At 57.8% G+C, this 20,772-nt stretch carries 23 protein-coding genes and 1 pseudogene; 23 read left to right on the plus strand and 1 reads right to left on the minus strand.

All coding sequences use genetic code 11. The annotated features are described in order from the left end of the window. Positions 1-69: 69 nt before the first annotated feature. The gene (locus tag OZ428_RS01100; protein WP_269132493.1) at positions 70-1,332 is read left to right on the plus strand and encodes a PBECR2 nuclease fold domain-containing protein; all 1,263 of its coding nucleotides are present in this window, start codon (positions 70-72) and stop codon (positions 1,330-1,332) included. A gap of 67 nt (positions 1,333-1,399) precedes the next feature. On the opposite strand, the gene OZ428_RS01105 is transcribed toward OZ428_RS01100, so the two are convergent. Then, positions 1,400-1,636, minus strand: coding sequence for a hypothetical protein (locus tag OZ428_RS01105; RefSeq protein WP_269132494.1), 237 nt, complete (start codon positions 1,634-1,636; stop codon positions 1,400-1,402). 50 nt (positions 1,637-1,686) lie between these two features. Here OZ428_RS01105 and OZ428_RS01110 point away from each other — a divergent pair, with 50 nt between their 5' ends. From OZ428_RS01110 to OZ428_RS01215, 22 genes and pseudogenes are all read left to right on the plus strand, one after another. Further along, positions 1,687-2,250 (plus strand): phage virion morphogenesis protein, encoded by a 564-nt coding sequence (locus OZ428_RS01110; RefSeq protein ID WP_269132495.1) that lies wholly within the window; start codon positions 1,687-1,689, stop codon positions 2,248-2,250. Positions 2,251-2,503: 253 nt separating this feature from the next. Continuing rightward, on the plus strand, positions 2,504-3,490 hold the full coding sequence (locus OZ428_RS01115; protein ID WP_269132496.1) for a phage protease: 987 nt from the start codon (positions 2,504-2,506) through the stop codon (positions 3,488-3,490). A 33-nt stretch (positions 3,491-3,523) separates the two neighbouring features. Continuing rightward, complete coding sequence (locus tag OZ428_RS01120) at positions 3,524-3,889, plus strand: hypothetical protein (RefSeq protein WP_269132497.1); 366 nt, start codon at positions 3,524-3,526, stop codon at positions 3,887-3,889. 29 nt (positions 3,890-3,918) lie between these two features. Next, entirely contained in the window at positions 3,919-4,824 is a 906-nt protein-coding gene (locus OZ428_RS01125) for a Mu-like prophage major head subunit gpT family protein (RefSeq protein ID WP_269132498.1), read from the plus strand. Positions 4,825-4,833: 9 nt separating this feature from the next. Next, entirely contained in the window at positions 4,834-5,355 is a 522-nt protein-coding gene (locus OZ428_RS01130) for an HI1506-related protein (protein ID WP_269132499.1), read from the plus strand. Then, positions 5,355-5,846: a phage protein Gp36 family protein gene (locus OZ428_RS01135; RefSeq protein WP_269132500.1), complete on the plus strand. Its 492-nt coding sequence runs from the start codon at positions 5,355-5,357 to the stop codon at positions 5,844-5,846. Before OZ428_RS01130 ends, OZ428_RS01135 begins: the two co-directional genes overlap by 1 nt. Next, positions 5,846-6,412 (plus strand): phage protein Gp37, encoded by a 567-nt coding sequence (locus OZ428_RS01140; RefSeq protein WP_269132501.1) that lies wholly within the window; start codon positions 5,846-5,848, stop codon positions 6,410-6,412. The genes OZ428_RS01135 and OZ428_RS01140 overlap by 1 nt, the downstream gene beginning before the upstream one ends. Next, positions 6,412-6,609 (plus strand): hypothetical protein, encoded by a 198-nt coding sequence (locus OZ428_RS01145; RefSeq protein WP_269132502.1) that lies wholly within the window; start codon positions 6,412-6,414, stop codon positions 6,607-6,609. The genes OZ428_RS01140 and OZ428_RS01145 overlap by 1 nt, the downstream gene beginning before the upstream one ends. Further along, on the plus strand, positions 6,606-7,703 hold the full coding sequence (locus OZ428_RS01150) for a phage tail sheath C-terminal domain-containing protein (protein ID WP_269132503.1): 1,098 nt from the start codon (positions 6,606-6,608) through the stop codon (positions 7,701-7,703). The genes OZ428_RS01145 and OZ428_RS01150 overlap by 4 nt, the downstream gene beginning before the upstream one ends. A gap of 13 nt (positions 7,704-7,716) precedes the next feature. Continuing rightward, positions 7,717-8,088: a phage tail protein gene (locus tag OZ428_RS01155; RefSeq protein ID WP_269132504.1), complete on the plus strand. Its 372-nt coding sequence runs from the start codon at positions 7,717-7,719 to the stop codon at positions 8,086-8,088. Between the two features lie 4 nt (positions 8,089-8,092). Beyond that, complete coding sequence (locus tag OZ428_RS01160; RefSeq protein ID WP_269132505.1) at positions 8,093-8,476, plus strand: hypothetical protein; 384 nt, start codon at positions 8,093-8,095, stop codon at positions 8,474-8,476. Positions 8,477-8,652: 176 nt separating this feature from the next. Beyond that, entirely contained in the window at positions 8,653-10,899 is a 2,247-nt protein-coding gene (locus tag OZ428_RS01165) for a phage tail tape measure protein (RefSeq protein ID WP_269132506.1), read from the plus strand. Next, positions 10,896-12,221, plus strand: a complete 1,326-nt coding sequence (locus tag OZ428_RS01170; RefSeq protein ID WP_269132507.1) for a DNA circularization protein — start codon at positions 10,896-10,898, stop codon at positions 12,219-12,221. Before OZ428_RS01165 ends, OZ428_RS01170 begins: the two co-directional genes overlap by 4 nt. Continuing rightward, entirely contained in the window at positions 12,211-13,326 is a 1,116-nt protein-coding gene (locus tag OZ428_RS01175) for a phage baseplate assembly protein (protein WP_269132508.1), read from the plus strand. Before OZ428_RS01170 ends, OZ428_RS01175 begins: the two co-directional genes overlap by 11 nt. A 34-nt stretch (positions 13,327-13,360) precedes the next feature. After that, a complete protein-coding gene (locus tag OZ428_RS01180; protein ID WP_269132509.1) occupies positions 13,361-13,900 on the plus strand; it encodes a phage baseplate assembly protein domain-containing protein in 540 nt (179 codons plus the stop codon). A gap of 73 nt (positions 13,901-13,973) precedes the next feature. Continuing rightward, positions 13,974-14,321: a phage GP46 family protein gene (locus OZ428_RS01185; RefSeq protein ID WP_269132510.1), complete on the plus strand. Its 348-nt coding sequence runs from the start codon at positions 13,974-13,976 to the stop codon at positions 14,319-14,321. Then, positions 14,321-15,388 (plus strand): baseplate J/gp47 family protein, encoded by a 1,068-nt coding sequence (locus OZ428_RS01190; protein WP_269132511.1) that lies wholly within the window; start codon positions 14,321-14,323, stop codon positions 15,386-15,388. Before OZ428_RS01185 ends, OZ428_RS01190 begins: the two co-directional genes overlap by 1 nt. Continuing rightward, the gene (locus OZ428_RS01195) at positions 15,385-15,990 is read left to right on the plus strand and encodes a putative phage tail protein (RefSeq protein WP_269132512.1); all 606 of its coding nucleotides are present in this window, start codon (positions 15,385-15,387) and stop codon (positions 15,988-15,990) included. Before OZ428_RS01190 ends, OZ428_RS01195 begins: the two co-directional genes overlap by 4 nt. Next, positions 15,983-18,544 (plus strand): hypothetical protein, encoded by a 2,562-nt coding sequence (locus OZ428_RS01200; protein WP_269132513.1) that lies wholly within the window; start codon positions 15,983-15,985, stop codon positions 18,542-18,544. The genes OZ428_RS01195 and OZ428_RS01200 overlap by 8 nt, the downstream gene beginning before the upstream one ends. Positions 18,545-18,606: 62 nt before the next feature. Further along, the gene (locus OZ428_RS01205) at positions 18,607-19,479 is read left to right on the plus strand and encodes a gp53-like domain-containing protein (protein ID WP_269132514.1); all 873 of its coding nucleotides are present in this window, start codon (positions 18,607-18,609) and stop codon (positions 19,477-19,479) included. Between the two features lie 126 nt (positions 19,480-19,605). Continuing rightward, a pseudogene (locus OZ428_RS01210) lies at positions 19,606-19,998 on the plus strand (energy transducer TonB); the annotation flags it as partial. Between the two features lie 54 nt (positions 19,999-20,052). Beyond that, on the plus strand, positions 20,053-20,772 hold the full coding sequence (locus OZ428_RS01215) for a MotA/TolQ/ExbB proton channel family protein (protein ID WP_178950429.1): 720 nt from the start codon (positions 20,053-20,055) through the stop codon (positions 20,770-20,772).

Genomic DNA, 20,772 nt, shown 5'->3' on the forward strand with positions numbered 1-20,772 from the left:
CCCTTTCGTTGAATTGGCTACTCGACATTGATTAACCGCAAAGAACAGTACGCTAGGCAAGGACTATAAATGGCTGTCTCCCATGGTTCACTACCTTTCAAGGAACAGGTTGACTATTTCAGAGGAAAGGTCAATCTCCCGACACGCGCCTGGACAGATGTTTACACAGCCGAACACGACTACGCCTTCGTCGTGGCGGGTGCCGTCAAACGCGATCTGCTGACCGACCTGCGCGGTGCAGTCGAAAAGTCCATCGCCAGCGGGACCACCCTGGAGCAGTTCCGAAAAGACTTTGACCAGGTCGTTGGCAAACATGGTTGGCAGTACCAGGGCGAGCGCGGTTGGCGTACCAATGTCATCTGGGAAACCAATCTGCGACAGTCCTACAACGCTGGGCGCGAAGCCCAGATGGCAGACCCGGAATTGCGCAAGCGCCGCCCTTATGCGGTTTACCGTCATGGCGACAGCGCCCACCCACGCCCGATGCACTTGTCCTGGAACGGCATCACACTGCCGCTCGATGACCCATGGTGGGCAACCCATACCCCGCAAAACGGCTGGGGCTGCAAGTGCAAGAAGTTCATGCTCTCTGCCAGGGACGTGGAGCGCCAGGGCCTGACGATTGGCCCGGCGCCCGCCATTGAGTGGGAGGATCGGGTTATTGGCACGAATAGCCCCAACGGCCCGCGCACTGTGCGAGTACCTAAAGGGATTGATCCAGGCTTCGAATACTCACCAGGACAGTCCCGACTGGCGAACTCCGTGCCCCAACTGCGCACCCGTGACCTTGTGCCTGCGCCGTCAGCAGCTCCAGCTCCTGGGCAAGGATTGCCTAACCGCCAGCCGAGTGGCCCTTTACCGCAACCTCGCCTGGTATCAGCAAAGCGCCTGCTTCCTGCCAAAGTTACTGCAGCGAACTCTGTAACCCAGTTCCTGGGCGAGTTTGGCGCCACCGATGCGACACCTGCAGTATTTCGTGATGTGACCGGTGATGCACTTGTCATCGGCCGGGAGATGTTCAGCGGTGCCAAAACCGCCGCAATAGCGTTGCCTCAGCAAATCAAAGCACGTGAACTCCTCTTGTTGGCTGAAGCCATCAAGATGCCCGACGAAATATGGGCACGTCTGGAATGGCAACCCGACCAGGGCAAGGCGGTACTGCGCCGCCGCTTCCTGGCGCACGTCCAGGTAAAGGGTAAGGCCGAACCTGCCGTGGCGGTGTTCGATCAGGGCGCGGACGGCTGGACCGGTGTCACAGGTTTTGTAAATGACAGCGAACAATACCTAGAAGCGTTGCGCCTGGGTGTGAGGCTATATCAACGCGGGAAATAAAAAGCCTCAGCATTTACGCTGAGGCTAATACAAGGGTGCGCCTATCGAAATCTTCGGGGGGTGAACATTAACTTTTACGTTCAATCTTCGCTTGAACCATGTGGTACCCCTGTTTCTCGATGTCGGCGATGGCGTCCTCCGACGAAAGTGCGACCCGTCCGTCCCCTGGCTTAAGATCGAGCTTAGCGGTTTTGTATGCTGCCCCAAGCTTATCTCTCACATCCTGGGGTACCGAATCGAGCGTGGCGTCCACGGGGATGATCACTGAGAACAACTGGTTGTTCATATAAGACATGACTTTCATAATCGTAAACTCCATTAACGATAAAATTTCACGAGCGGCGGGATATTGACATGGCAGGAGCACTGCTGGAAGTAACCGTTAATGAGAGCGAAGTCGGCAAGGCTTTAGGCGTTCTCGCCCAACGTTTGGACGAACTCAATACACCGCTCAACGACATCGCGGAATACCTGCATCAATCCACGGATGACCGCTTTCGTCAGCAGGTCGCACCGGACGGCTCACCCTGGGCGCCGCTTGCACCGTCGACCCTGGCCCGCAAGAAAGGTGGTCGCATCCTGCGTGAGAAAGGCACGCTGCAGGACACCCTGCGCCACAACGTCAGCAACAACGAACTGGCGTTTGGCACTGATCGTGTGTACGGCGCTATCCACCAGTTGGGCGGCAAGATCGAGCATGCAGCCAGGTCACAGCAGGTCTACTTCCGTCAGGGGAAAGATGGATCGGTGGGCAATCGCTTTGTGAAAAAGAACAAATCCAACTTTTCCCAGTGGGCAACCCGAGGTGCAAGCTCTACGGAAATGCAGGCCCGGCCATATCTTGGCCTGTCTTCGGAGGATGAAACCGAGATCCTGGCCATCGTGGGCGATTACCTCACAGAAGGCTTTACAGGTTGATCGTCTGTAATCGTTTTTGCGGCGCGCTGAGCTGTTCGCGGTACATCCGCCGCCGATAGGGTTAGCAACAACCGTTAGACCCGCGTTAGATTGGCTCAGAATGCCAACCACAACGCGCCCGTGAGACACGATTCCTCATTCTCTACGTATAGAATGGGCAGACGGTGTATTCCCGCCCTGGGGTGCAACACGGATTAAAACCTTACGCCGCGCCGAAACTCCCCGCCCTCGATAGCCCGCCGAAACTGGCGGCATGAAAACTCAACTTGCCGTTAACTCCGAGATCTACAGCTCCGTCGAGCTTTCCGATGGGAAGGCGCCCGAGTGGGTCGAACTCATTCCCGCAGGACCAACCGTTGTTGGCCGTGACGGCCGCACTTGGCTGTTCGACGACGTGGCCCATCAGTTCGTGCAAACCAACTTTTCCAGTCGGGCAATCGATTTGCCCATCGACTGGGAGCATGCCACCCAGCGCCGTGCCCCTCTTGGCCAGGAAGCACCGGCCGGTGCATGGATCAAACAGTTGGAGATACGCGACGGTGCTTTGTGGGGGCTGGCCGAATGGACGCCACGCGGCGAACTCCAGGTTGAAAACAAAGAGTACCGCTTCCTTTCCCCTGTTTTCGATTACGACGATGAGACCAAGCGCATCGTGCGCATGGTCAGCGCCGCCCTCACCAACATCCCCAACCTCGTCATGACAGCTCTCAACCAAGAGCAATTGGAGAATGTCCCTGTGAAACCCTCACCAGAGCTTTTAAAGCTGCTTGGTTTGCCTGAGACGGCGACCGCAGAACAGGTCTTTACGGCCACCACCGCCAAACTCAACGCCACTAACCAGGCACTCAACAGCGAGTCGGGCAACCTGGAGCGGTTCGTGCCTCGCGCTGATTACAACGCGGTGGAGTCTCGCGCACTGAATGCCGAACAGGCACTCGCCGAGCACAAGAAAACAGAACACTCCAAGGCCGTCGACGCGGTCATTACTGCTGCCACTCAGGCCGGGAAGATTACCCCGGCGACCGTGGATTACCACCGCGCCATGTGCCAGGACGAAGCGGGCTTGGCTCGTTTCAAAGCCTTCGTGGATGCCGCGCCGGTTGTTGCTGACGCCAGCAACCTGGGCGGCCGCCAACCCGAAAACACCGTCACCGCGCTCAACTCCGAAGAGCAAGCCATGTGCAAGCTGTTGGGCGTAGATCCGGTCGATTTCGCGAAAACCAAACAGAACGAGGTGTAAGCCGTGTCGCTGACCCAAGATCGTAATACTCCGATGAAGGATACCGAGACCCTGGTGATCCCCGTCGCGGCCAACGTCCATATCTTCGCTGGCTCTCTGGTGGTCGCATCGGCCACCGGCTTTGCCGCACCGGGCTCAGCGGCCCTCGGCTTGTCCTGCCTGGGCCGCGCTGAGGAGGAGGTCGACAACCGAGGCGGTGCTGCTGGCGCTAAGCAGGTCGAGATCCGCCATGGCAAAGCCTTCCAGTGGGAAAACGACGGCACCATCACTCAGGCGCACCTGTTCAAGCCCGCTTACATCGTCGATGACGAAACCGTTGCGGCTGCTGATGCAGGCGGCACCCGATCCGCAGCTGGACGCATAGTCGGTATTGATGCCGACGGCGTATGGGTTGAGTAACTCCCTCTATATATAGGAGCGCATTGCGCATGTTAGTTAACAAAGCCTCGATTCAGTTGGCGTTCGTTGCCCTGAAAACCCTGTTTAACAATGCCTTTGCGGAAGCGCCCAGCACCTGGGAAAAGATCGCAATGAAGGTGCCCAGTTCCACCGGCAGCAACATTTACGCCTGGTTATCGGCGTTTCCAAAGATGCGCCGTTGGGTCGGGGAAAAGCACGTCAAGAGCCTGAAGGCTTACGCCTATACCGTGGAAAACGAAGATTTCGAAGCCACCGTCGAGGTCGACCGTAACCATATTGAAGACGATCAACTCGGCATCTACGCGCCCCAGGCACAAATGGCTGGATTCTCGGCCAAGCAGTTGCCCGATGAACTCGTGTACGAGCTGGTCAACGGTGCCTTCGACAACCTCTGCTATGACAAGCAGTACTTCTTCGACACGGACCATCCCGTCGGTAAGGGCAGCGTCAGTAATAAGGGGACCGCCGCGCTGTCTATTGCGACCCAGGCAGCAGCCAAGGCCAGTTACGGTGCGGCCCGTACTGCCATGGGCAAGTTCAAGGACGATGATGGCCGCCCATTGAATGTGCGGCCGACGATTCTGTTGGTCGGCCCCGGCCTGGAAGATACCGCTCGTGCATTGTTGACCAGTGATCGCTTGGAAGACGGCAAGGTCAACCTCTACAAGGGCACCGCTGAACTGGTGGTCTCGACTCGCATCACCTCCGACACCGCCTGGTTCCTCCTGGACACCAGCAAGCCCGTTCGCCCGTTCATCTACCAGGAACGCAAGGCGCCGGACTTCGTCCAGCAGACCGATCCGCAAGCGGACGATGTCTTCAGCCGTAAAAAATTCAAGTTCGGGGCAGAAGCGCGGGCAGCCGGTGGTTATGGCTTCTGGCAACTGGCGTTCGGCTCGACTGGCGAGGCCTAAGGGGGCGTCATGACGACTGTCATCGTTATTACGGCCAGGCGCAATGGCTTTCGTCGCTGCGGCGTCGGCCACTCCGACCAGCCGATTACCTGGCAACCGGGCGACTTCACGTCTGAGCAATGGCATGCCCTGGTCAAAGAGCCTCAGTTGATTGTCACCTGCGTGGAAGTAGATCTGGAGCCAGAGTGGGAGCCGCGCCATGCACTTACGTCGTCCACCGCGCTACCGGAAGCGTCCAACACCGCACAAAACGTTCAGTCGCAGACGCTTGAAGCAAACGCTGCAGCTCTGGGTGATGGAGTGCTTCTGCCCGTTACCCCAGATGCGGGCAATATCGGACTTGATGCCCTCTGGGAAGATGCCCTCATGGAGGATCGGGCATATGAACTAGCCAATGCGATAGAAGCGCCGGACGGTGAACTTGATTCTCTCTGGGAAGACGCCCTGAAAGAAGATCAGGAGCGTGAAGCAGCCAAGACACTGGCAGAGAAACCGCCCGCGAGACCTCGCAGAGCCAAGGCAGGTAAATAGTGAACCTCTCACTGCCATCCGCCAGCCAGCTACTTGTCCGCTTCGGCGCCCGCGACATCACGGAAGTGGCTGTCCCGGACACCGAGCGTGTTATCGAACCGGCGCTACTCGTGGCCGCTGCTGCTGGCGAGCCCTTGGACGAATGGCCGCCTGAGGACGTGGCCATCGCCGTTGCGACGCTGGCCAGGATCGCCGACGCCGTAACGCGGGCACGTAGTGAGGTTTCGTTTTACCTGCGGTTTCGCCCGGCCGGTGAGGATGCCCCTGAATGGGTAATTGCAGATCTGGCCGAGATCGCCCGCTATCACCTGTACGACGATGCGGGCAAGGAAGAGTCGACCGTGCGCGTGCTCTACAAAGACGTGCTTAAGCGACTGGAAACCTTGGCCGCAGAGGACAAGGAACGTGGGGCTTCTGACGGCGGCGAGTCTCGCCTGCAGATCAGCCACCAGCCTCGGCTGATGAGCCGTACCACGTTGAGGAACTTGTAATGCTGGGCGAGCTGGAGGACTTGATTGTGGCTCGTCTGAGGGAGCTGGTTCCGAAGGTCCACCGCCTTACCGTTGACAGCTACGGCGGTGAACTGGGCGACCCGGACTTGCTAGACGGCTTACTCAAGCGCTGCCCGGCCGTGCTGCTGATGGTGCCAAGGGCCGTGTTTCGTAAGCGCAGCCAAAGCCGTTACGGCATTCCGATCACGTTTCGCCTGGTGATCGTTACGCGCCATCCACGGGGCGAGCGGGAGACCAGGCGCGGGACAACTGCCACAGATATTGGCAGCTATGCGCTTTGGGAAGCCTGCATGCACCAGCTTGTGGACTGGCAACCCTGGCCGGATCGAGCACGCATTGAGCCAACCGAGTTATCCAACCTGGTTAATGGCAAGTTTCAAAGCGACTACATGTCGGTCTTGGGGCAATCGTTTTCGATTGAGTTGGATTGGACCAAGCCAGAACTGGACCTGCCGGATCTGGAAGGCATCGACATGGTTTACCACAGCCCGGCCGGCAGTACCGAAACGGCGGCCACCGACACCATTGAACTGAGGAACTTGTGATGTTCGTAGTCGCCGCTCCAGGCCTTAGGGTGCCCACCGAGGGAGACCCGCGCCAGTACATCGAACCCGCACCGGCCGACCCGGTGGATGTTCTAGACACTTCGTACTACCAGCGCCGCGTGTTGTCGGGTGAGCTGGTGGCCGTGAAGAAGAAAACCAACAGTGCCAAACAGCCCGCTAAGGAGTCCGCTGAATGACCGTCGTCATCGATACGATACCGGCCTCGATCCGCAAACCAGGCGTTTACATGGAGTTCAACACCAGCCTGGCCAATCGAAACTTGCCCACCAACGCCCAGAGCATCTGCTTGATTGTGCCCCTGGGGGAAGGCGCAACGCTTGCTGCCAATGTCCCGACTCAGGTGTTCAGTGATCTCGAAGCCAAAACATTGGCAGGCGCAGTGGCCGGCGAAATGGTTGCCGCAGCTATCAAAGCCTACCGCTATGTGGCCATTTCCATTGTCGGCGTGGTTGTCGTCGGTAACGCGGAGCCAGATATTTCAGGGGCGCTCGCCTCAACCGCACAAGGCCGGTTCACCATTCTGGTGCCGGCGTGGTTCAGTCAGGCCGCTTTGACAGCCCTGCGCACGCACATCAACACCTATACCGATTCGATTGAACAGCAAAGCATCATCGGTGTCGGCGCGTTGACCACCACGTTGTCAGCTGCGACGACGTTGGCCGAAAGCCTTAACGCCGGAGCCATCTCGTTGGCGGTGCTGCCGGGAACTACCTCGACAGCCCGCCAGGTCGCTGCGGCTTACGCGGCGGTGATAGCTTCAGAAGAAGACCCGGCCCGGCCACTCAACACCCTTGCACTGGCAGGGATTACGGTTCCCCCCGTGGCTAATCGCCTAGGTCGAACCGAGCAAGAAGCGGCGTTGGCCAACGGTGTGACGCCTCTGGAGGTCGGCGCCGGCGACGTGGTGCAAATCGTCCGGTCAGTCACCACCTACACAACGTCTGCAGCAGGTGCAGACGATGAGTCCATGCTCGATCTGACGACCATTCGCACCCTCTATTACGTGCGCCAAGCTTGCCGCGACCGAATTCGCCAGCGGTTTCCCCGCTCGAAGCTGTCCAGCAAAACCCCGCCGGCAGTTCGTGGCGAACTGCTGGACGTGCTCAAAAAGCTGGAAGAGCTTGAGATCGTCGAAGAGGTAGACGCCAATGCCACTGGCCTGGTCGTCGAGCGCTCGACTCAAAGTGCCAGCCGACTCAATTCGAGTATTCCAGCCGATGTGGTCAATGGTCTGCATGTGTTTGCCGCCCGCATTGACCTGCTCTTGTAAGGGGAGATTGTAAATGTCAGATGATTACGTGGGACAGATTGTCCTGGAGATCAACGGGACCGAGTATGAGGTGGTGAGCATGGAGCCCAGCCTCAAGACCGGCCGTACGGTCGTCAAGACAATGAACAAATTAGGCCGACCACTGGGCACGGCAAAGGGCATGGAGGAGCACGACCTGCGCATTTCCGTGGCGATCCCGAAAACTGGCGAACCTGATTGGCGTGCCCTGGTTGACGCCAAACTCACCATCTATCCGCAGGACGGGGGTAGCAAGCGGGAAACTTGGACAGGCTGTTCCCTGGTCGAGATGGGCAGCAAGTACCAGGTCGAAGGCGAAGCCACCCGCGACTTGACCATCGTCGCCCTGAACTATTACGAGGAGTGATGTAGTGATTCAGATTGATAAGAAATGGGAAGGTTTGACCATCAGCCGTGAGCTGAGCAACGGCGTTTACTATGCGGGTGTCCGGCATAAGCATTTCGTTCTGCGCACAGGTATGGCCGGTGACTGGATCGCAGCCAACGAGATACATCCCAACGGACCTTTTCAACTGGCTGCGCTGGAAGTTTACCGCCGCCAGTTGCTGTCCCTGGGAGAAATTCCCCTTGAACATCTGACCGTCGAGCTGTTGCGAGAAGCGTTGACGGAAGTCGACTTGGCCATCATTGGCGAAGCGGACCTAGAACTGGAAAAAAAGCTCACGCCGCTGAGCGCGGCAACGCCAGTTGGAGATCCATCGAGCACGCCCTTGTCGGGCGAGGCTACCGCCTAGATGAGATCCGGCGTATGTCAAAGGCTGAGGTCGATGCTCGCATTGGCCTGATCGAGGGCAAAAAAACAGGCCGAAGAATCATCAGCAAGCGCCAAAAGAACAAAGGGAAGTCCCCATCACCCAAGGCCCGTTAAAGGGCCTTCTCACTGCCCACTACATCACTTGGAGTCGTCCTGATGAGTTCTGATCTGCGCGTCGCACTTCGCATTCAGGCCAATGCGGGTAACAGTCGTCGTGAAATTCAGGCGCTTGAACGGGACTTGCGCAAAGCCGGGAAAGACGGTGCCAAAGCGCTCGCCGATGACAGTACCAAAGCCACAGGCGCACTGACTAAAACCGGCCAGGCTGGTGCCGCCAGTTATAAAATCATCCGCCAGGCAATGCGCGATACTGCTACTCAGGGCTCAGCAGTGTTTCGCCAAGGTGTAATTCAGTCTCAGGGCGAACTCAAGCAATTGGGGCAAATTGGTCGCCAGGCAGCGCGTGAGGTCAAGGCTGAACTTGTACGCACTACACTCGAAGGGACTGAACCACTGCGCCGAAGTGTTGAACGTACGGACGACAGCATGCGGCGTATGGCGCAAAACGGCGCACGCAACCTTCGAATGTTGAAAACGATAGCCGCCAATACGCGTGCTGAATTTAATCGCCTCAAAGGGCTGGGCGGCACTGTCCAAGGACAATTGGCGGGTGTTGGCTTGGGTTTCGGTGTGGTCTCAGGCCTCACCTCAAGTGCACGGCGAGATCGACAATTAATCCGCACTCAACAAACTGCTGGCATGACGGTCGCGCAACGAGAAGAGTGGCGCACCGAGCATTGGCGGCTCGCAAAAACCTACGGTGTTGATCCAGAGCAAGTGCAGACTGGATTCGACACACTCATTGCAAGCGGCCTTTCCTATGACAAGGCAAAAGCAAGTTCCGCTGCAATAGCCCAGGCCACAGCCGTCACTGGTGCTGACTCAGGCATCCTGGCCAAGGCGTTGGTGACCGGCGCCAGTGCATTTGACATCGATCTATCCCAGCCGAATGCAGCGCTCGATATTCTGCAGAAGATGATTGTTGCGGGTCGATTGGGTAATGCCGAGTTGGAAAACCTTTCGAGCATCTTTCCGAAGGTAGGGCAAGATGCCAAACGAGCAGGTATGACCATGGCGCAATCGCTCTCTTTCGTTGAGACCTTGTCGCTTATCGAGTTGGAGCCTGATCGACTTGGCACGTTGGCACAATCGACCTTGCGTACCTTCACCAATGACAGTTACAGAAAGTACGTTACAAAAAACACAGGCGTAGATTTTTTCGATAAAAACGGCAAGACGAGAAACACGCAGGACGTTTTTGTCGACTTGCAAAAGAAGTACAAAGCGCTGAGAACGGATAAAGAGCGTGCGCGATTCATGGGTGTTGTTTTCGGAAAGATGGACCAAGACACTCAGAAAGGCGTAAACGCATTTCTTACTGGTGACCGTCTGGCAAATTTTGCAAAGAGCACAGGCGATATCGAAAATGCGAAAGGAGTAGTTGAAAAAGACCTGGCAGATAATCTGGGCAGCACTACAGCTGTTGGCAGTCGCATGAAAGCCACGCTTGGAGAAGCCATTGACCGTATGGCTAGACCGCTTAATAAAGGTTTCGCTGACCTGGGCAGCTATCTATTAGATGATTTAAACATGTCCGGCGAGCAACTGCTCTTCGGCGGCGCAGCGGCTGCTGTGAGTGGCTACTATGCGGGGCGTGGTGCCAAAGCTGGCGCAGGGGCTTTAATGAATAAGTTCCTTGGTGGACCAGAGACACTAAAAAATATTGCCGTAGGCAAGGTACTGGAGGAAGCAACCGGCGTAACTTCCGTTTTTGTAACTAACTGGCCTACGGCTGGATTAGGCTTGGGTAATATCGCCAATGATCTGCCTGATATAGGTGGGGGAAGTGGAAAAGGTAAGGGAGGATTCCGCGCGCCACGAGTTCCTAAGTTTTTGGCTCCTCTGGCCCTCGCTTATGAGTTCACGCAGCTCGGAGGTTCGACAGGCCAGAATACCGATGAGGATCGGTTGGCTTTAGCGGCCAAAAACAAGCTGCTCGATGACGGCCAGCGGACCTATCAGGAAGCCTTTTACCGCAATCGTATTTCGTTGCTCAACCAAAACCCCAACCAGACCTCTGACTGGGCCTCGACCCAGGCACGTCGATTGGCGCAACAAGAGACTGGATTGACCGCTGCTGGCGGCTCAGTCGATAGCGCCAACAATTGGGCTTCTGGGGTGGCAGGCCGAGCAATTGGCGCGGGAATGGGCACGATTGCGGCCGCTGAGCGGCTCAGCCAGCTACTCGATAAGCCGTTGGTCATTGAGCTGCGAACGGATTCGCACTATATCCAGGCTGAAGTTGAGCGCCGTGCTGACATCCAAGTGAGGCGCGGGCAATGACCTGGGCGGAAGACCTGCTCGACTGCTCATACAAGGGCGTCGCCATCGAGGTCATGGACGAAGATCTGGAGGCCGCACGTGCGCTGGGAACCCACGGTGTTCCTTACGTAGATGGTGATGATGTCGAGGATCTGGGGCGAGGAGCGCGCCAGTTCGACGTGCGGGCAGTGTTCAACGGTGTCAACTACCTGCTGCAGTTGCAAGCGTTACTCAGGGTGCTGGATACCCGTGGACCGGGGGAGCTGATCCATCCGGTCTACGGCAGCGTTACGGTTGTAAGTGGCGGTTACAAAGTTAGCCACCAAGCCAGCAGGCCGGACTACGCCGAAGTCGCGCTCAAGTTCCTGGAACACACACCTCGCCAGCCGTTTTTCGCCCGCCAGTTTGAGTTCGTCGACGTGGGCACTCTCGACATTGAAGACAGCGCCAATTGGCAAGATGGCGTGCTCGATCTGTTTGGCCGACTGGACTCGTTGGTGTCCGAGGTACAGTCCTGGATCGGCGGTGGATGGACGGGACTAATCGAAAAAGCCTTGGGCCTGCCCGGCGTCACCTTACGATTGCAGCAGATGCGCTCGCAAATCCTGGGCGTTGTCTCCGGTGTTGCTTCGATGGCGGGGAACACTTCCTCGGCGTTCGATCCACTGCTCGATCTGGGTCGCACACCCACTGAAATTCGAGCCGCTATTCAAAGCAGTACGCCGAGTACTTCGGCTGAACTACTCAGCCGGTCGAGCGTACCGTCGAGTATGCCCGGTACCACTTCATTGCCAGCCGATGTCGGGCGCATGGCCACAGTCTTATTGGTGACAGCGCGCCAAGGTGAGGAACCGCTAGAAAGCTCGGTGCCCGATGCCATGCCGGCAGATCCCGTGGAGGCCTTAGGCTATGCCCTGGTCGTACTGGTGATCACTGAATTAGCGTTGGCAAACGCGCAGGCCATCGGCGTGGTGATCGAGGCCGAGGCGGATGATCTGACCTTGAGCCCAGAGGAGCTGGAGCGCCTGGTTAACCTGGTACGTAGTTTGATCCAGGCAGCCATTCTGCTGCATCGCCGACTATATGATGTTGAAACAGCGCTCCCGGTCATCGAAGACCTTCGCACTATCGCGGCGTTGATCCAGGTCAGGGCGCGCCAGGTGATTCTACAAAGGCCACCGCTGCTCAGCCGGACGGTGGAAAGTACCTCCAGTCTGCGCTTACTGGCTCACCGCTGGTACGGCGACAACTCGCGTGCGCTTGAGCTGCTGCGCCTTAACCCAACATTGCGCACGCCCTATGGCATCGCGGCAGGCACAGTGATGAGGGCTTATGCAAACTGAAGCGTCCATACGCCTTTCCATTGGCGGTCTCTCGCACGAAACCTGGAATGGCTGGTCAGTCGAGTCCGACTTGCTGACGCCCTCTGACGGGTTCGAGCTGGAGTTGTTCACGCGCGACACCATCAAGTTGCCCAAGGTATTGGTCGAGGGCGCGAGTTGTGAACTCACACTGGGTAAGGACCGGGTTCTGACAGGGCAAGTCGATGACTTTGAACATGATGTCTCACGCAGGGGCATCTTCATTCGAGTGGTCGGACGAGACAAGGCTGCCGGCCTGGTCGATTGCTCTACGCCCTTCGTTGCCATGCGTGAAGCCTCCCTGGCGGACATCGTGAAAGAGGTTGTAAAGCCGTTGGGCATTACCCGCGTCGAGATCCGGGCTGAAAACGCCAAGATCCGTCGTCGTATCCAAATCGAGCCAGGCCAGTCAGCCTGGGAGGCCCTCCTGCAGGTGGCCGAGGCGAACGGTCTGTGGCCATGGGTTGAGCCTGACGGTTTATTGGTCGTCGGTGGTCCTGACTACACCTCGGCTCCTGTTGCGACCCTGGTAATGCGAGAGGATGGCCTGGGCAACAATATGGAGCGTTTGTCTGTTCATCGATCCATTGCCGGACGTTATAGCCAGATCACTGTCCTGGGCCAGCACGGTCAATATGCCAACGATGGGCTGGATACCACACGGTCCCACCTTCGCTCAGTGATCCAGGACGAAACCCTGACTCGCCGTGGCATCTTTCGTCCCAAAGTGGTCATCGACAGTTCCAGTGAAAACCAGGACATGGCCACCACTCGTGCCCGCAAGCTATTGGCAGACAGCCGTCTGGAAGGGTTCGAGGCTCGCGCCATTGTTGCAGGGCATCGCACGGGAAACGGCCGTGTGTGGACACCAGGTCAGCGCGTCGTCATCCGCAGTGAGCCACATGAACTGGATGGCATCTACTTTCTGATGGCGAGAACACTGCGGCTGAGCCGCACTGAGGGTGCAATTACCGAGCTGCGGTTTCGTGAAGACAAAATGTGGGTGCTGGACGGTAATCCTGTCAAGAAACATAAGGGTAAGGCAAACCCCGATGCCGCTTTCATCGAATACATTCGCGGGCTCTAACCGGGGGATTTGAATGAGAAGTTTGGCGCGGTTGATGAAAACTCAGGCTGCGAGTGAACGGCGAAATTTCCGGCAAGCGTTTCGCGCTGTGGCTGTCGGCGATACCCAGAGCGCGATAACCGGTGTTGAAATGCAGGGCCTGGCCGGCGAGTCTGTTTCCGGCGAATTGTTCCAGCACTACGGCTTCACCTCGGCCCCTTTGCCGGGGGCGGAATACATCGCCATCCCTGTTGGTGGGAACAGTAATCACACGGTTGTCATCGCGACAGAGGATGGCCGTTATCGTTTGAAGGTGCTTGGTGGAGAGGTCGCACTTTACTCGGACGAAGGCGACCACGTGCACCTCAAGCGCGGCCGCGTGATCGAGGTCGTGACAGAAACGCTGCTGGTCAAAGCCAGTACCAAGGTTCGGTTTGAAACGCCCATGATTGAGACCATTGGCGAAGTTCAAGCAGAGGGCAACATCCAGTCTGCTGGCGAAATCATCGACCATACCCGAAGCATGCAGGACGACCGCGACATCTATAACGGTCACCAGCATGGCAACAGCCCTACACCCACTCAACAGCAATGATGACGCTGGCAATAGCGATAATTCGTCGAGCTGAAACTGCGTTGCGCGCGCACGGGAGGCAATCTACTGCCCTATGGACGCAGGCATAAACCCAACCTCAGGCGATTTGACAGGTCAGCGCATTTCGACGCTGGCAAACGCCGTATACCTGCGCCTTATGACTCCGTTGGGCAGTTACTGGGCTGATCCATCATTGGGCTCGCGACTGCATGAGCTGCGCCGCGAAAAGGACAAGGCTCGTGTCGGTCGCCTTGCCAAACAGTACGCCCAGGTAGCGCTGCAGGGTTTGATAGACGATGGGCGAGCCACAGCTATTGAGATCACTGTCGAGCAATTGCACGACGGCTGGTTACGCTTGCTGATCGAGGTCACCGCTCCGGCCGGTAGACAGACCTTTGAACATTCCGTGAGAGTGATCTGATGGCGTACGACGCCCCCTCATTTGAAACCATTCGCACGCGCGGCCTGCGCGAGATCCGTTCGCTATTGCCGGACGCCGATATTGGCAGCGACAGCGACAATTACGTGCGCATCAGTTCCGTGGCTGCGGTCGCCGAAGGCATTCACCAACAGGGTTCCTGGACTGCCCGGCAAATTTTCCCCGACAGCGCTGACTTTGACGAACTCAAGAAACATGCGTCTACCCGTGGTGTGTACCCCAAGTCTGCCACCGCTGCTGACAGCACCGTTGCCGTGGTCGGCACGGCCGGGAAGACCTTGCCTGCTTCATCACAGGTTCGTCATACCGCCAGCGGCACAGTGCTGACAACTACCGCTGCTGTCACCCTCGGAGTTGCCGGCACTGCGGACGCGCCGGTGACAACGACAGCTACGGGCTCAGCGCTTAATGGGCTGGAGGGGCCAGCAACGTTGACCAGCCCGCCATTAGGTATCAACAGCGCCTGCTCCTTGTCCGCGCTCAAGGGTGGAACAGACGACGAAAAGCAAGAGAGTCTGTTAGCTCGTTACCTGGATGTGCTGCGCAACCCACCCAGCGGTGGAAACCTAGCGGACTATCGGCGTTGGGCATTGTCCGTGGATGGCGTGTCAACGGTCCTAGTGATCCCCAAGCGACGGGGTGGTAACGCCATTGATGTGGTAATCACTTCTGCGGGTGGCCCTTCGTCGGCTGTCATTATCGCCGCCTGCCAGGCCTACCTTGAGTCGGTAGCACCGGCCGGCGCGGATATTTGGGTGTTCACCCCAGCCGTATTGACGGTCAATTTGGCACTACGTTTGGCACTAGATAACGGGTATACGCTCGCCAACCTGCAAAGCCCGGTTGAATCTGCCGCTGCCGGCGTCATTGATCCATTGCTCCCGCTTGAAACTCTTTACCGCATCCGTCTTACCGCCGCCGTTAGCAGTCTCGCGGGCGTTGTTGACTTCGACCTGGTAACGCCAGCGGCCAATATCTCTGCCTCCGAAGATCCGTCAATGGTCCGTTGGGTTCGCCTGGGTACCGTCACTCTAGAGCCGATGACATGAGCGAAGTACTGATCGAGCAGCTTCAGGCATTACTTCCGCCTGTCGCATATGACCCGAATGGCAAAGTGTTGATGGCGCAGCTGACCGCTGAAAGTGATGCGCTGGGCGATGCACTGACAGAACTGGAAGCGATTGGGAGCGCTATTTTTCCGGCCTCGGCCGGTGACTACATCACCGACTGGGAGCGTGTTTACAACCTCACGCCAGCTGACGGCGCCACGATGGATGATCGAGTACAGGCGGTCGAGGCCGCCATGGCAGATCTGGGCGGTCAATCCATCCCCTATTTCATCCGCCTGGCCGCGCTCTACGGTGTTGAGGCGGACGTGGTGATGTTCAGGGTTCCTGTGGTCGGACGGCTGAATGCCGGCGATCCCATTTATTCGGGCGACTGGCCATTTACCTGGCGCGTTGAGGCTCCGCTCACCGCCTATAAAAATGTTGCCATGGAGACCAAAATCATTACGCGTCGGCCTGGTAACACTGATGTGACCTTTGGATACGGTCTAGAAGTTGTGAACGTTATCGCTGATGCAGTCGATCAGTTATTCAACGCAGTGAATTACGTCCTGCCCGCCAACTTGAGTACGAACAATGGCTGATCAATCCACTATTGATGCCCTGGTTGCCTATGCTGGAGAACTCTCTGAGGCATCGGCTAGGGCCAGTCTAGCCTCTCAAAAGCAGCACCAAATCGTTAATGGCGACGCGCAAACAGATGTGATGACCGAGTCTGGAACAGTGCCCTCGCTCGCAAAGCAAGCTGTGTTGTCACAAGCCAAAGTCACCTCGGCGCTAGTAGATGTCGCTGCGCAGATGGCGGGGGCAATGACGTACGCTTCTACAGCGGCAGGCTTGGCAGGCACTGTCAACGGCAGCTATTTCAGCGTGCCCAGCCCAGAATCCGCCGAGTACATCATTCTGTACAAGAATGTCGCCGGGAGTGCGGTTGAGCAAAAACGCTACCCTGCTGCCAGTGCCTTGAGTTCAGCGGTGAATTCGACAACGGCTGCGGCGCAGTATGTCGAAACCGCGCTGGTCGAGATCACCCATAAGAAAGACGCAACTGAGGATGCTGCCGACCACGCCGCTGATAGCGCGGCTTCTGCAAGGTCTAGCGCCGAAAACGCTGTGGCAGTTGTCACCGGCGGTACCGCGTCTCTCAATCCAGCTCCAGGGCTGATGCCCATTGCAGACGCAGAGGGCAGAATTCCAACCGGATGGCTTCGTTTCACGCCTGCAGGTCAGGGAGCAGGGGCAATAGATGTTGGCGATGCGATACGAGCTGGCGCATCGGGCGGCCTTGGCGATTTTACTGTCGACCAGAAGCTCCTGATTTTCTGCGGCGACTCCACGACTGAGCAGATGAAGGGGGCCGGATACGGCTTTGACCGCCTGACTAATTTGCACCGCAAGAATGGTGGACGGTTTGCCGGTGTTCTAGGCACGATCAACTTCGGCGGCTCTGGCTATACGCTTAACGGTTTTCTCAATGACCCAGCTGTAGCGCCGCCCGTGATTCAAAGCAACTCAGTGGGGGCTGTTTCCGAATGGGACTACTACGGGCATAAGCCGGTGGGTTCTATCAGCCTCGGGACAGCTTTAGCGTGGAGGGCTCAGCAGACTGCCAAAGTGGTCTGGGTATCCTGCTTCGGTATCAACGACTGCATTCTCAATGCGGCTGTGGGCAACCTCTCGCAAGCTGAGATTACGAATTACATCGCCCAGCGCCTGAGAGCGGTCATCACCCGAATTAACGCGGCATTTCCGGGGGATGAAATCGTGTTGCGGATGCCCAATCCGATGACAGCTCGCCCTTACGTGGCCAGCGCAGGTTTTCCTTCTGCGGCGGCGTATCCAAGCTTCGGTAATGACCTGGTCACTGATCAAGCGTTGGTCGAAAAGTGGAACCGAGGCCTGCGAGGTGCCTACCTGGCTGTACGAGCAGGTTTTCCTCGTACAATTTTATTCGACACCTGGCCCCTGGTGTTTGGTGACTCCAACACCACGCTGACGGCAGGGACTGAACTGAAATTTTTGGGTGATCTGGTCCATCCCAGCGGTCCAGGTTATGTGCGTCTGGCGGATGCTCTGGTCAACGTCTTGGCCCCTGAAGCAACGGGCAAATCTTCTCGGAGGGTCGAAGCAGACCTTCGCGCAACGGCAATCGGTGGCGACGCCTGGACGTATTACCCGCATTACTTTCGGGACAACCCCGTTTATAAGCGCGTGCTGCGTATTGAAGGGTGGGTAGGGATAGGGGCCAATTACCTCGATCTTTCTGTAATGCTGGCTGACTTCTTAAGACAGGTCGACTCCACCAAACCGATCTACGTGGCGATTGGCGGCATCGCTGCTCAGGCTTTTTTGACGTACACCGCCAGTGCGTCTGGAACGAACACTCGTCTTACCGGTGTTGTCCCGACGGCCCTGATGCAATCAGCCGTTGGAGAGATCGAGGTCTATCAGACGGCAAGCAGTGCCAAAACGAGCGATAGCTACCTGATGGCCCAGTTTGCGAGCATACGCCCGCGTGATGCTTTCATGGGCAAAGTGAGTGGCTCCGGTAACGGTTACATCGACGTGGTACTGGATGCCGCCGAAGGGCGCCCATCGACCAAGTACATAGAGGGCGTCTTGGCGGGCAAGCTGTTGATCGGCGGCGGAAGCGATACGACCCTAAGCCTTTCGGGATTTACCGTTGCCCGCAACGGCACGAGTGCAATACGTACGTTCCGGTTGTTGAAGTCAGGTGATTATTCCTCCTATTCGGGCAAAGCCTGCGCCGTCGTCTTTGATGACTCAGCCCCCAGTCCCCGCGCACAAGAGGCGGTGTTTGCTCAGCGTAGCGTCGTGCCACACGCCAAGGACGCACGTTGCTTTGTCCATTGCCCGGTCAGAATGTTTGACGGTGCGACCCTCCAGGTGTTTCTGACGGAGATCATCGCCCAGGATGTGTCAGTGGAGGTCTATCGAGCCAAATGGCCTGCGCGGACATTGATCGGCTCGATGACTATCTCTGCCAACGCTAGCAGCGCCTCTTTGGCCAATGGCAATCAAACGGACGTTGCGGCTGGCAGCATTTATGAACTCATCATCACATCAGCAACGTCCCAGCCGACTGGACTGGTGGGGCTGGCAGTAGTACCGCTCTAGAGCCATCAACCGCTTTTTAACCTAGCCAAGCATTTGCCATAGTCACAACGTGAGTACCAATAATGGAACGCATCTCAGCCTTTACCGATCTGTGTACCCCGAGCGGCCAATTCCGCTATGGCACCCAAGCGGGTGGCGTTCCTCCTACGCCTGTAAAGGCTGAATGGCTAAACCTGATCCAGGAAGAACTCTGCAGTTTCATTTTGGCTTACCTGCCGTCACTCAATGTCGAGGACAACACGCAGCTGCTTAAGGCAGTCCGCAAGCTCATTTTGAACTACTACACCAAGCCGGAAACGGACGAGCTGCTTTTGCTCAAAGCCCCAGTCAACTCGCCTAAATTGACTGGGACACCCGAAGCGCCGACTCCACCTGTTGGGGCTAACACCAAGCAGATCGCGAATGCGGCGTTTGTCCAGGCTGCAATTGCAGCGCTGGTTGACTCGTCTCCAGGCACTTTGGATACGCTGAGGGAAATCGCGACTGCGCTGGGGGACGATCCGCACTTCGCTACAACGATGACGAACATCCTCGCAACGAAGGCGGCGAAAGCAGTCAGTCTTGCGGGTTATGGCATTGAGGATGCCTATACGGAGACGCAGGTCGACGAGCTTCTATCTCATAAGCAAGATAAAAACACAGCCTTAATGGCCGTCAATGGATGGCGATTGGACCACGCCACGGGGCTCTTGGAGCAATGGGGGCAAGGGGGTGTAGGCGCGGATGGCGTGAGCGGCCCTATGGATTTTCCAACCCCATTTGGCGAGGTCTACAACTGTTTCGGCAACAAAATCACCCCTAACTCCACCGACGGTGATGGCAACTCGGCGGGTGCTTACGCCATTAGTAATACCCAGTTCCGACTGTTCAACGACACGGTGAATTTTGGAGCTACGGTTCATTGGCGGGCACTGGGGAAGGCGCCTGGTTACTGACATCCGATATTGGGTGTGATTCTCCCCTGGCCTGAGTGCCAAACAATTCGCGAAATTTGTCGAGTGCGCTGACCAACGATGGTGCCAAAACATGCGTCAAGTGGTGCCAAATCCGACGCGCGCTTACAGCCGGTTCCAAAGCCTGAGCCCAAGCCCGCACCGAAGCCGGTCGAGCAGCCGCCCGCGCCACCGACACCGGCACCACCTGCGCCTCCAGCACCACCGGCACCGGCCCCGGTAACACCCGCTTCGGCCAACGCCGCGTACCTGAAGAACCCGGCGCCGGAATACCCGTCACTGGCGCAGCGGCGCGGTTGGGAAGGCACGGTGCTGCTCAGGGTGCAGGTACTGGCCAGTGGCAAGCCGGGTGAGATCCAGATCCAGAAAAGCAGCGGTCGCCAGCAACTCGACGACGCCGCCCTGGCAGCGGTGAAGCGCTGGAGTTTTGTACCGGCCAAGCAGGGCGATGTGGCCCAGAACGGCTGGGTCAGCGTACCGATCGATTTCAAGATTCACTAACTATTCGGCTGCGGTGTGTTGCACACGCCGCGACCTGCACAGAGGGAAAACATCATGGCATTAGCATCTCCACTTGAATCCATCGAAAGCGCGGTGATCTGGCTGCTGGTGGTTTTTTCGGTCGCTACCTGGGGCCTGGCCCTGCTCAAGGGCGTGCAGTTCGGTCGCCTCAAGGCGCAGGATCGCAAGTTCCACAAACAGTTCTGGGCGGCGTCGAGTCTCGACTCAGCCGCCGAGCTGGCTGAAACCCAGCCGGGTGCCGCAGCCCGCGTGGCCCAGGCCGGTTACGCCGCGATCCAGGTGGGCGAAGCCCCGCACGCGGCCGACCTGAGCCAGGCGATCAACCACCAGGACCGCCTCGAACGCGCCTTGCGCCAGCAGATCGTGCGTGAACGCCGCTCCCTGGAAACCGGTCTGGCCGTGGTCGCCAGTATCGGTAGCACCTCGCCGTTCATCGGCCTGTTCGGCACCGTGTGGGGCATCATGGAAGCGCTCAAGGGCATCAGCGCTGCGGGCTCCGCCAGTCTCGAAACCGTGGCCGGCCCGATCGGTGCGGCACTGGTCGCGACCGGTGTGGGTATCGCCGTCGCGGTGCCGGCGGTGCTGGTCTATAACTATTTCCTGCGTCGCCTGAAGCTGACCGCTGCCGACCTGGACGACTTCGCCCACGACTTTTACAGCCTGGCCCAGAAGAACTCCTTCCGCGTGCTGCTGCACCCGGCCCTGAACAAAACCACTGCTGGCAACCCGCAGAAAGTGAAGGAGGCGTCCTGA

This window comes from Pseudomonas sp. GXZC, assembly GCF_026967615.1.
In the GTDB taxonomy this organism is placed as follows: Bacteria; Pseudomonadota; Gammaproteobacteria; order Pseudomonadales; family Pseudomonadaceae; genus Aquipseudomonas; species Aquipseudomonas azotoformans_A.

Coding starts and splice junctions, on each gene's coding strand:
- OZ428_RS01100 (WP_269132493.1), top strand. CDS start 70: ATGGCTGTCTCCCATGGTTCACTACCTTTCAAGGAACAGGTTGACTAT.
- OZ428_RS01105 (WP_269132494.1), bottom strand. CDS start 1,636: ATGAAAGTCATGTCTTATATGAACAACCAGTTGTTCTCAGTGATCATC.
- OZ428_RS01110 (WP_269132495.1), top strand. CDS start 1,687: ATGGCAGGAGCACTGCTGGAAGTAACCGTTAATGAGAGCGAAGTCGGC.
- OZ428_RS01115 (WP_269132496.1), top strand. CDS start 2,504: ATGAAAACTCAACTTGCCGTTAACTCCGAGATCTACAGCTCCGTCGAG.
- OZ428_RS01120 (WP_269132497.1), top strand. CDS start 3,524: ATGAAGGATACCGAGACCCTGGTGATCCCCGTCGCGGCCAACGTCCAT.
- OZ428_RS01125 (WP_269132498.1), top strand. CDS start 3,919: ATGTTAGTTAACAAAGCCTCGATTCAGTTGGCGTTCGTTGCCCTGAAA.
- OZ428_RS01130 (WP_269132499.1), top strand. CDS start 4,834: ATGACGACTGTCATCGTTATTACGGCCAGGCGCAATGGCTTTCGTCGC.
- OZ428_RS01140 (WP_269132501.1), top strand. CDS start 5,846: ATGCTGGGCGAGCTGGAGGACTTGATTGTGGCTCGTCTGAGGGAGCTG.
- OZ428_RS01145 (WP_269132502.1), top strand. CDS start 6,412: ATGTTCGTAGTCGCCGCTCCAGGCCTTAGGGTGCCCACCGAGGGAGAC.
- OZ428_RS01150 (WP_269132503.1), top strand. CDS start 6,606: ATGACCGTCGTCATCGATACGATACCGGCCTCGATCCGCAAACCAGGC.
- OZ428_RS01155 (WP_269132504.1), top strand. CDS start 7,717: ATGTCAGATGATTACGTGGGACAGATTGTCCTGGAGATCAACGGGACC.
- OZ428_RS01165 (WP_269132506.1), top strand. CDS start 8,653: ATGAGTTCTGATCTGCGCGTCGCACTTCGCATTCAGGCCAATGCGGGT.
- OZ428_RS01170 (WP_269132507.1), top strand. CDS start 10,896: ATGACCTGGGCGGAAGACCTGCTCGACTGCTCATACAAGGGCGTCGCC.
- OZ428_RS01175 (WP_269132508.1), top strand. CDS start 12,211: ATGCAAACTGAAGCGTCCATACGCCTTTCCATTGGCGGTCTCTCGCAC.
- OZ428_RS01180 (WP_269132509.1), top strand. CDS start 13,361: ATGAAAACTCAGGCTGCGAGTGAACGGCGAAATTTCCGGCAAGCGTTT.
- OZ428_RS01185 (WP_269132510.1), top strand. CDS start 13,974: ATGGACGCAGGCATAAACCCAACCTCAGGCGATTTGACAGGTCAGCGC.
- OZ428_RS01190 (WP_269132511.1), top strand. CDS start 14,321: ATGGCGTACGACGCCCCCTCATTTGAAACCATTCGCACGCGCGGCCTG.
- OZ428_RS01195 (WP_269132512.1), top strand. CDS start 15,385: ATGAGCGAAGTACTGATCGAGCAGCTTCAGGCATTACTTCCGCCTGTC.
- OZ428_RS01200 (WP_269132513.1), top strand. CDS start 15,983: ATGGCTGATCAATCCACTATTGATGCCCTGGTTGCCTATGCTGGAGAA.
- OZ428_RS01205 (WP_269132514.1), top strand. CDS start 18,607: ATGGAACGCATCTCAGCCTTTACCGATCTGTGTACCCCGAGCGGCCAA.
- OZ428_RS01215 (WP_178950429.1), top strand. CDS start 20,053: ATGGCATTAGCATCTCCACTTGAATCCATCGAAAGCGCGGTGATCTGG.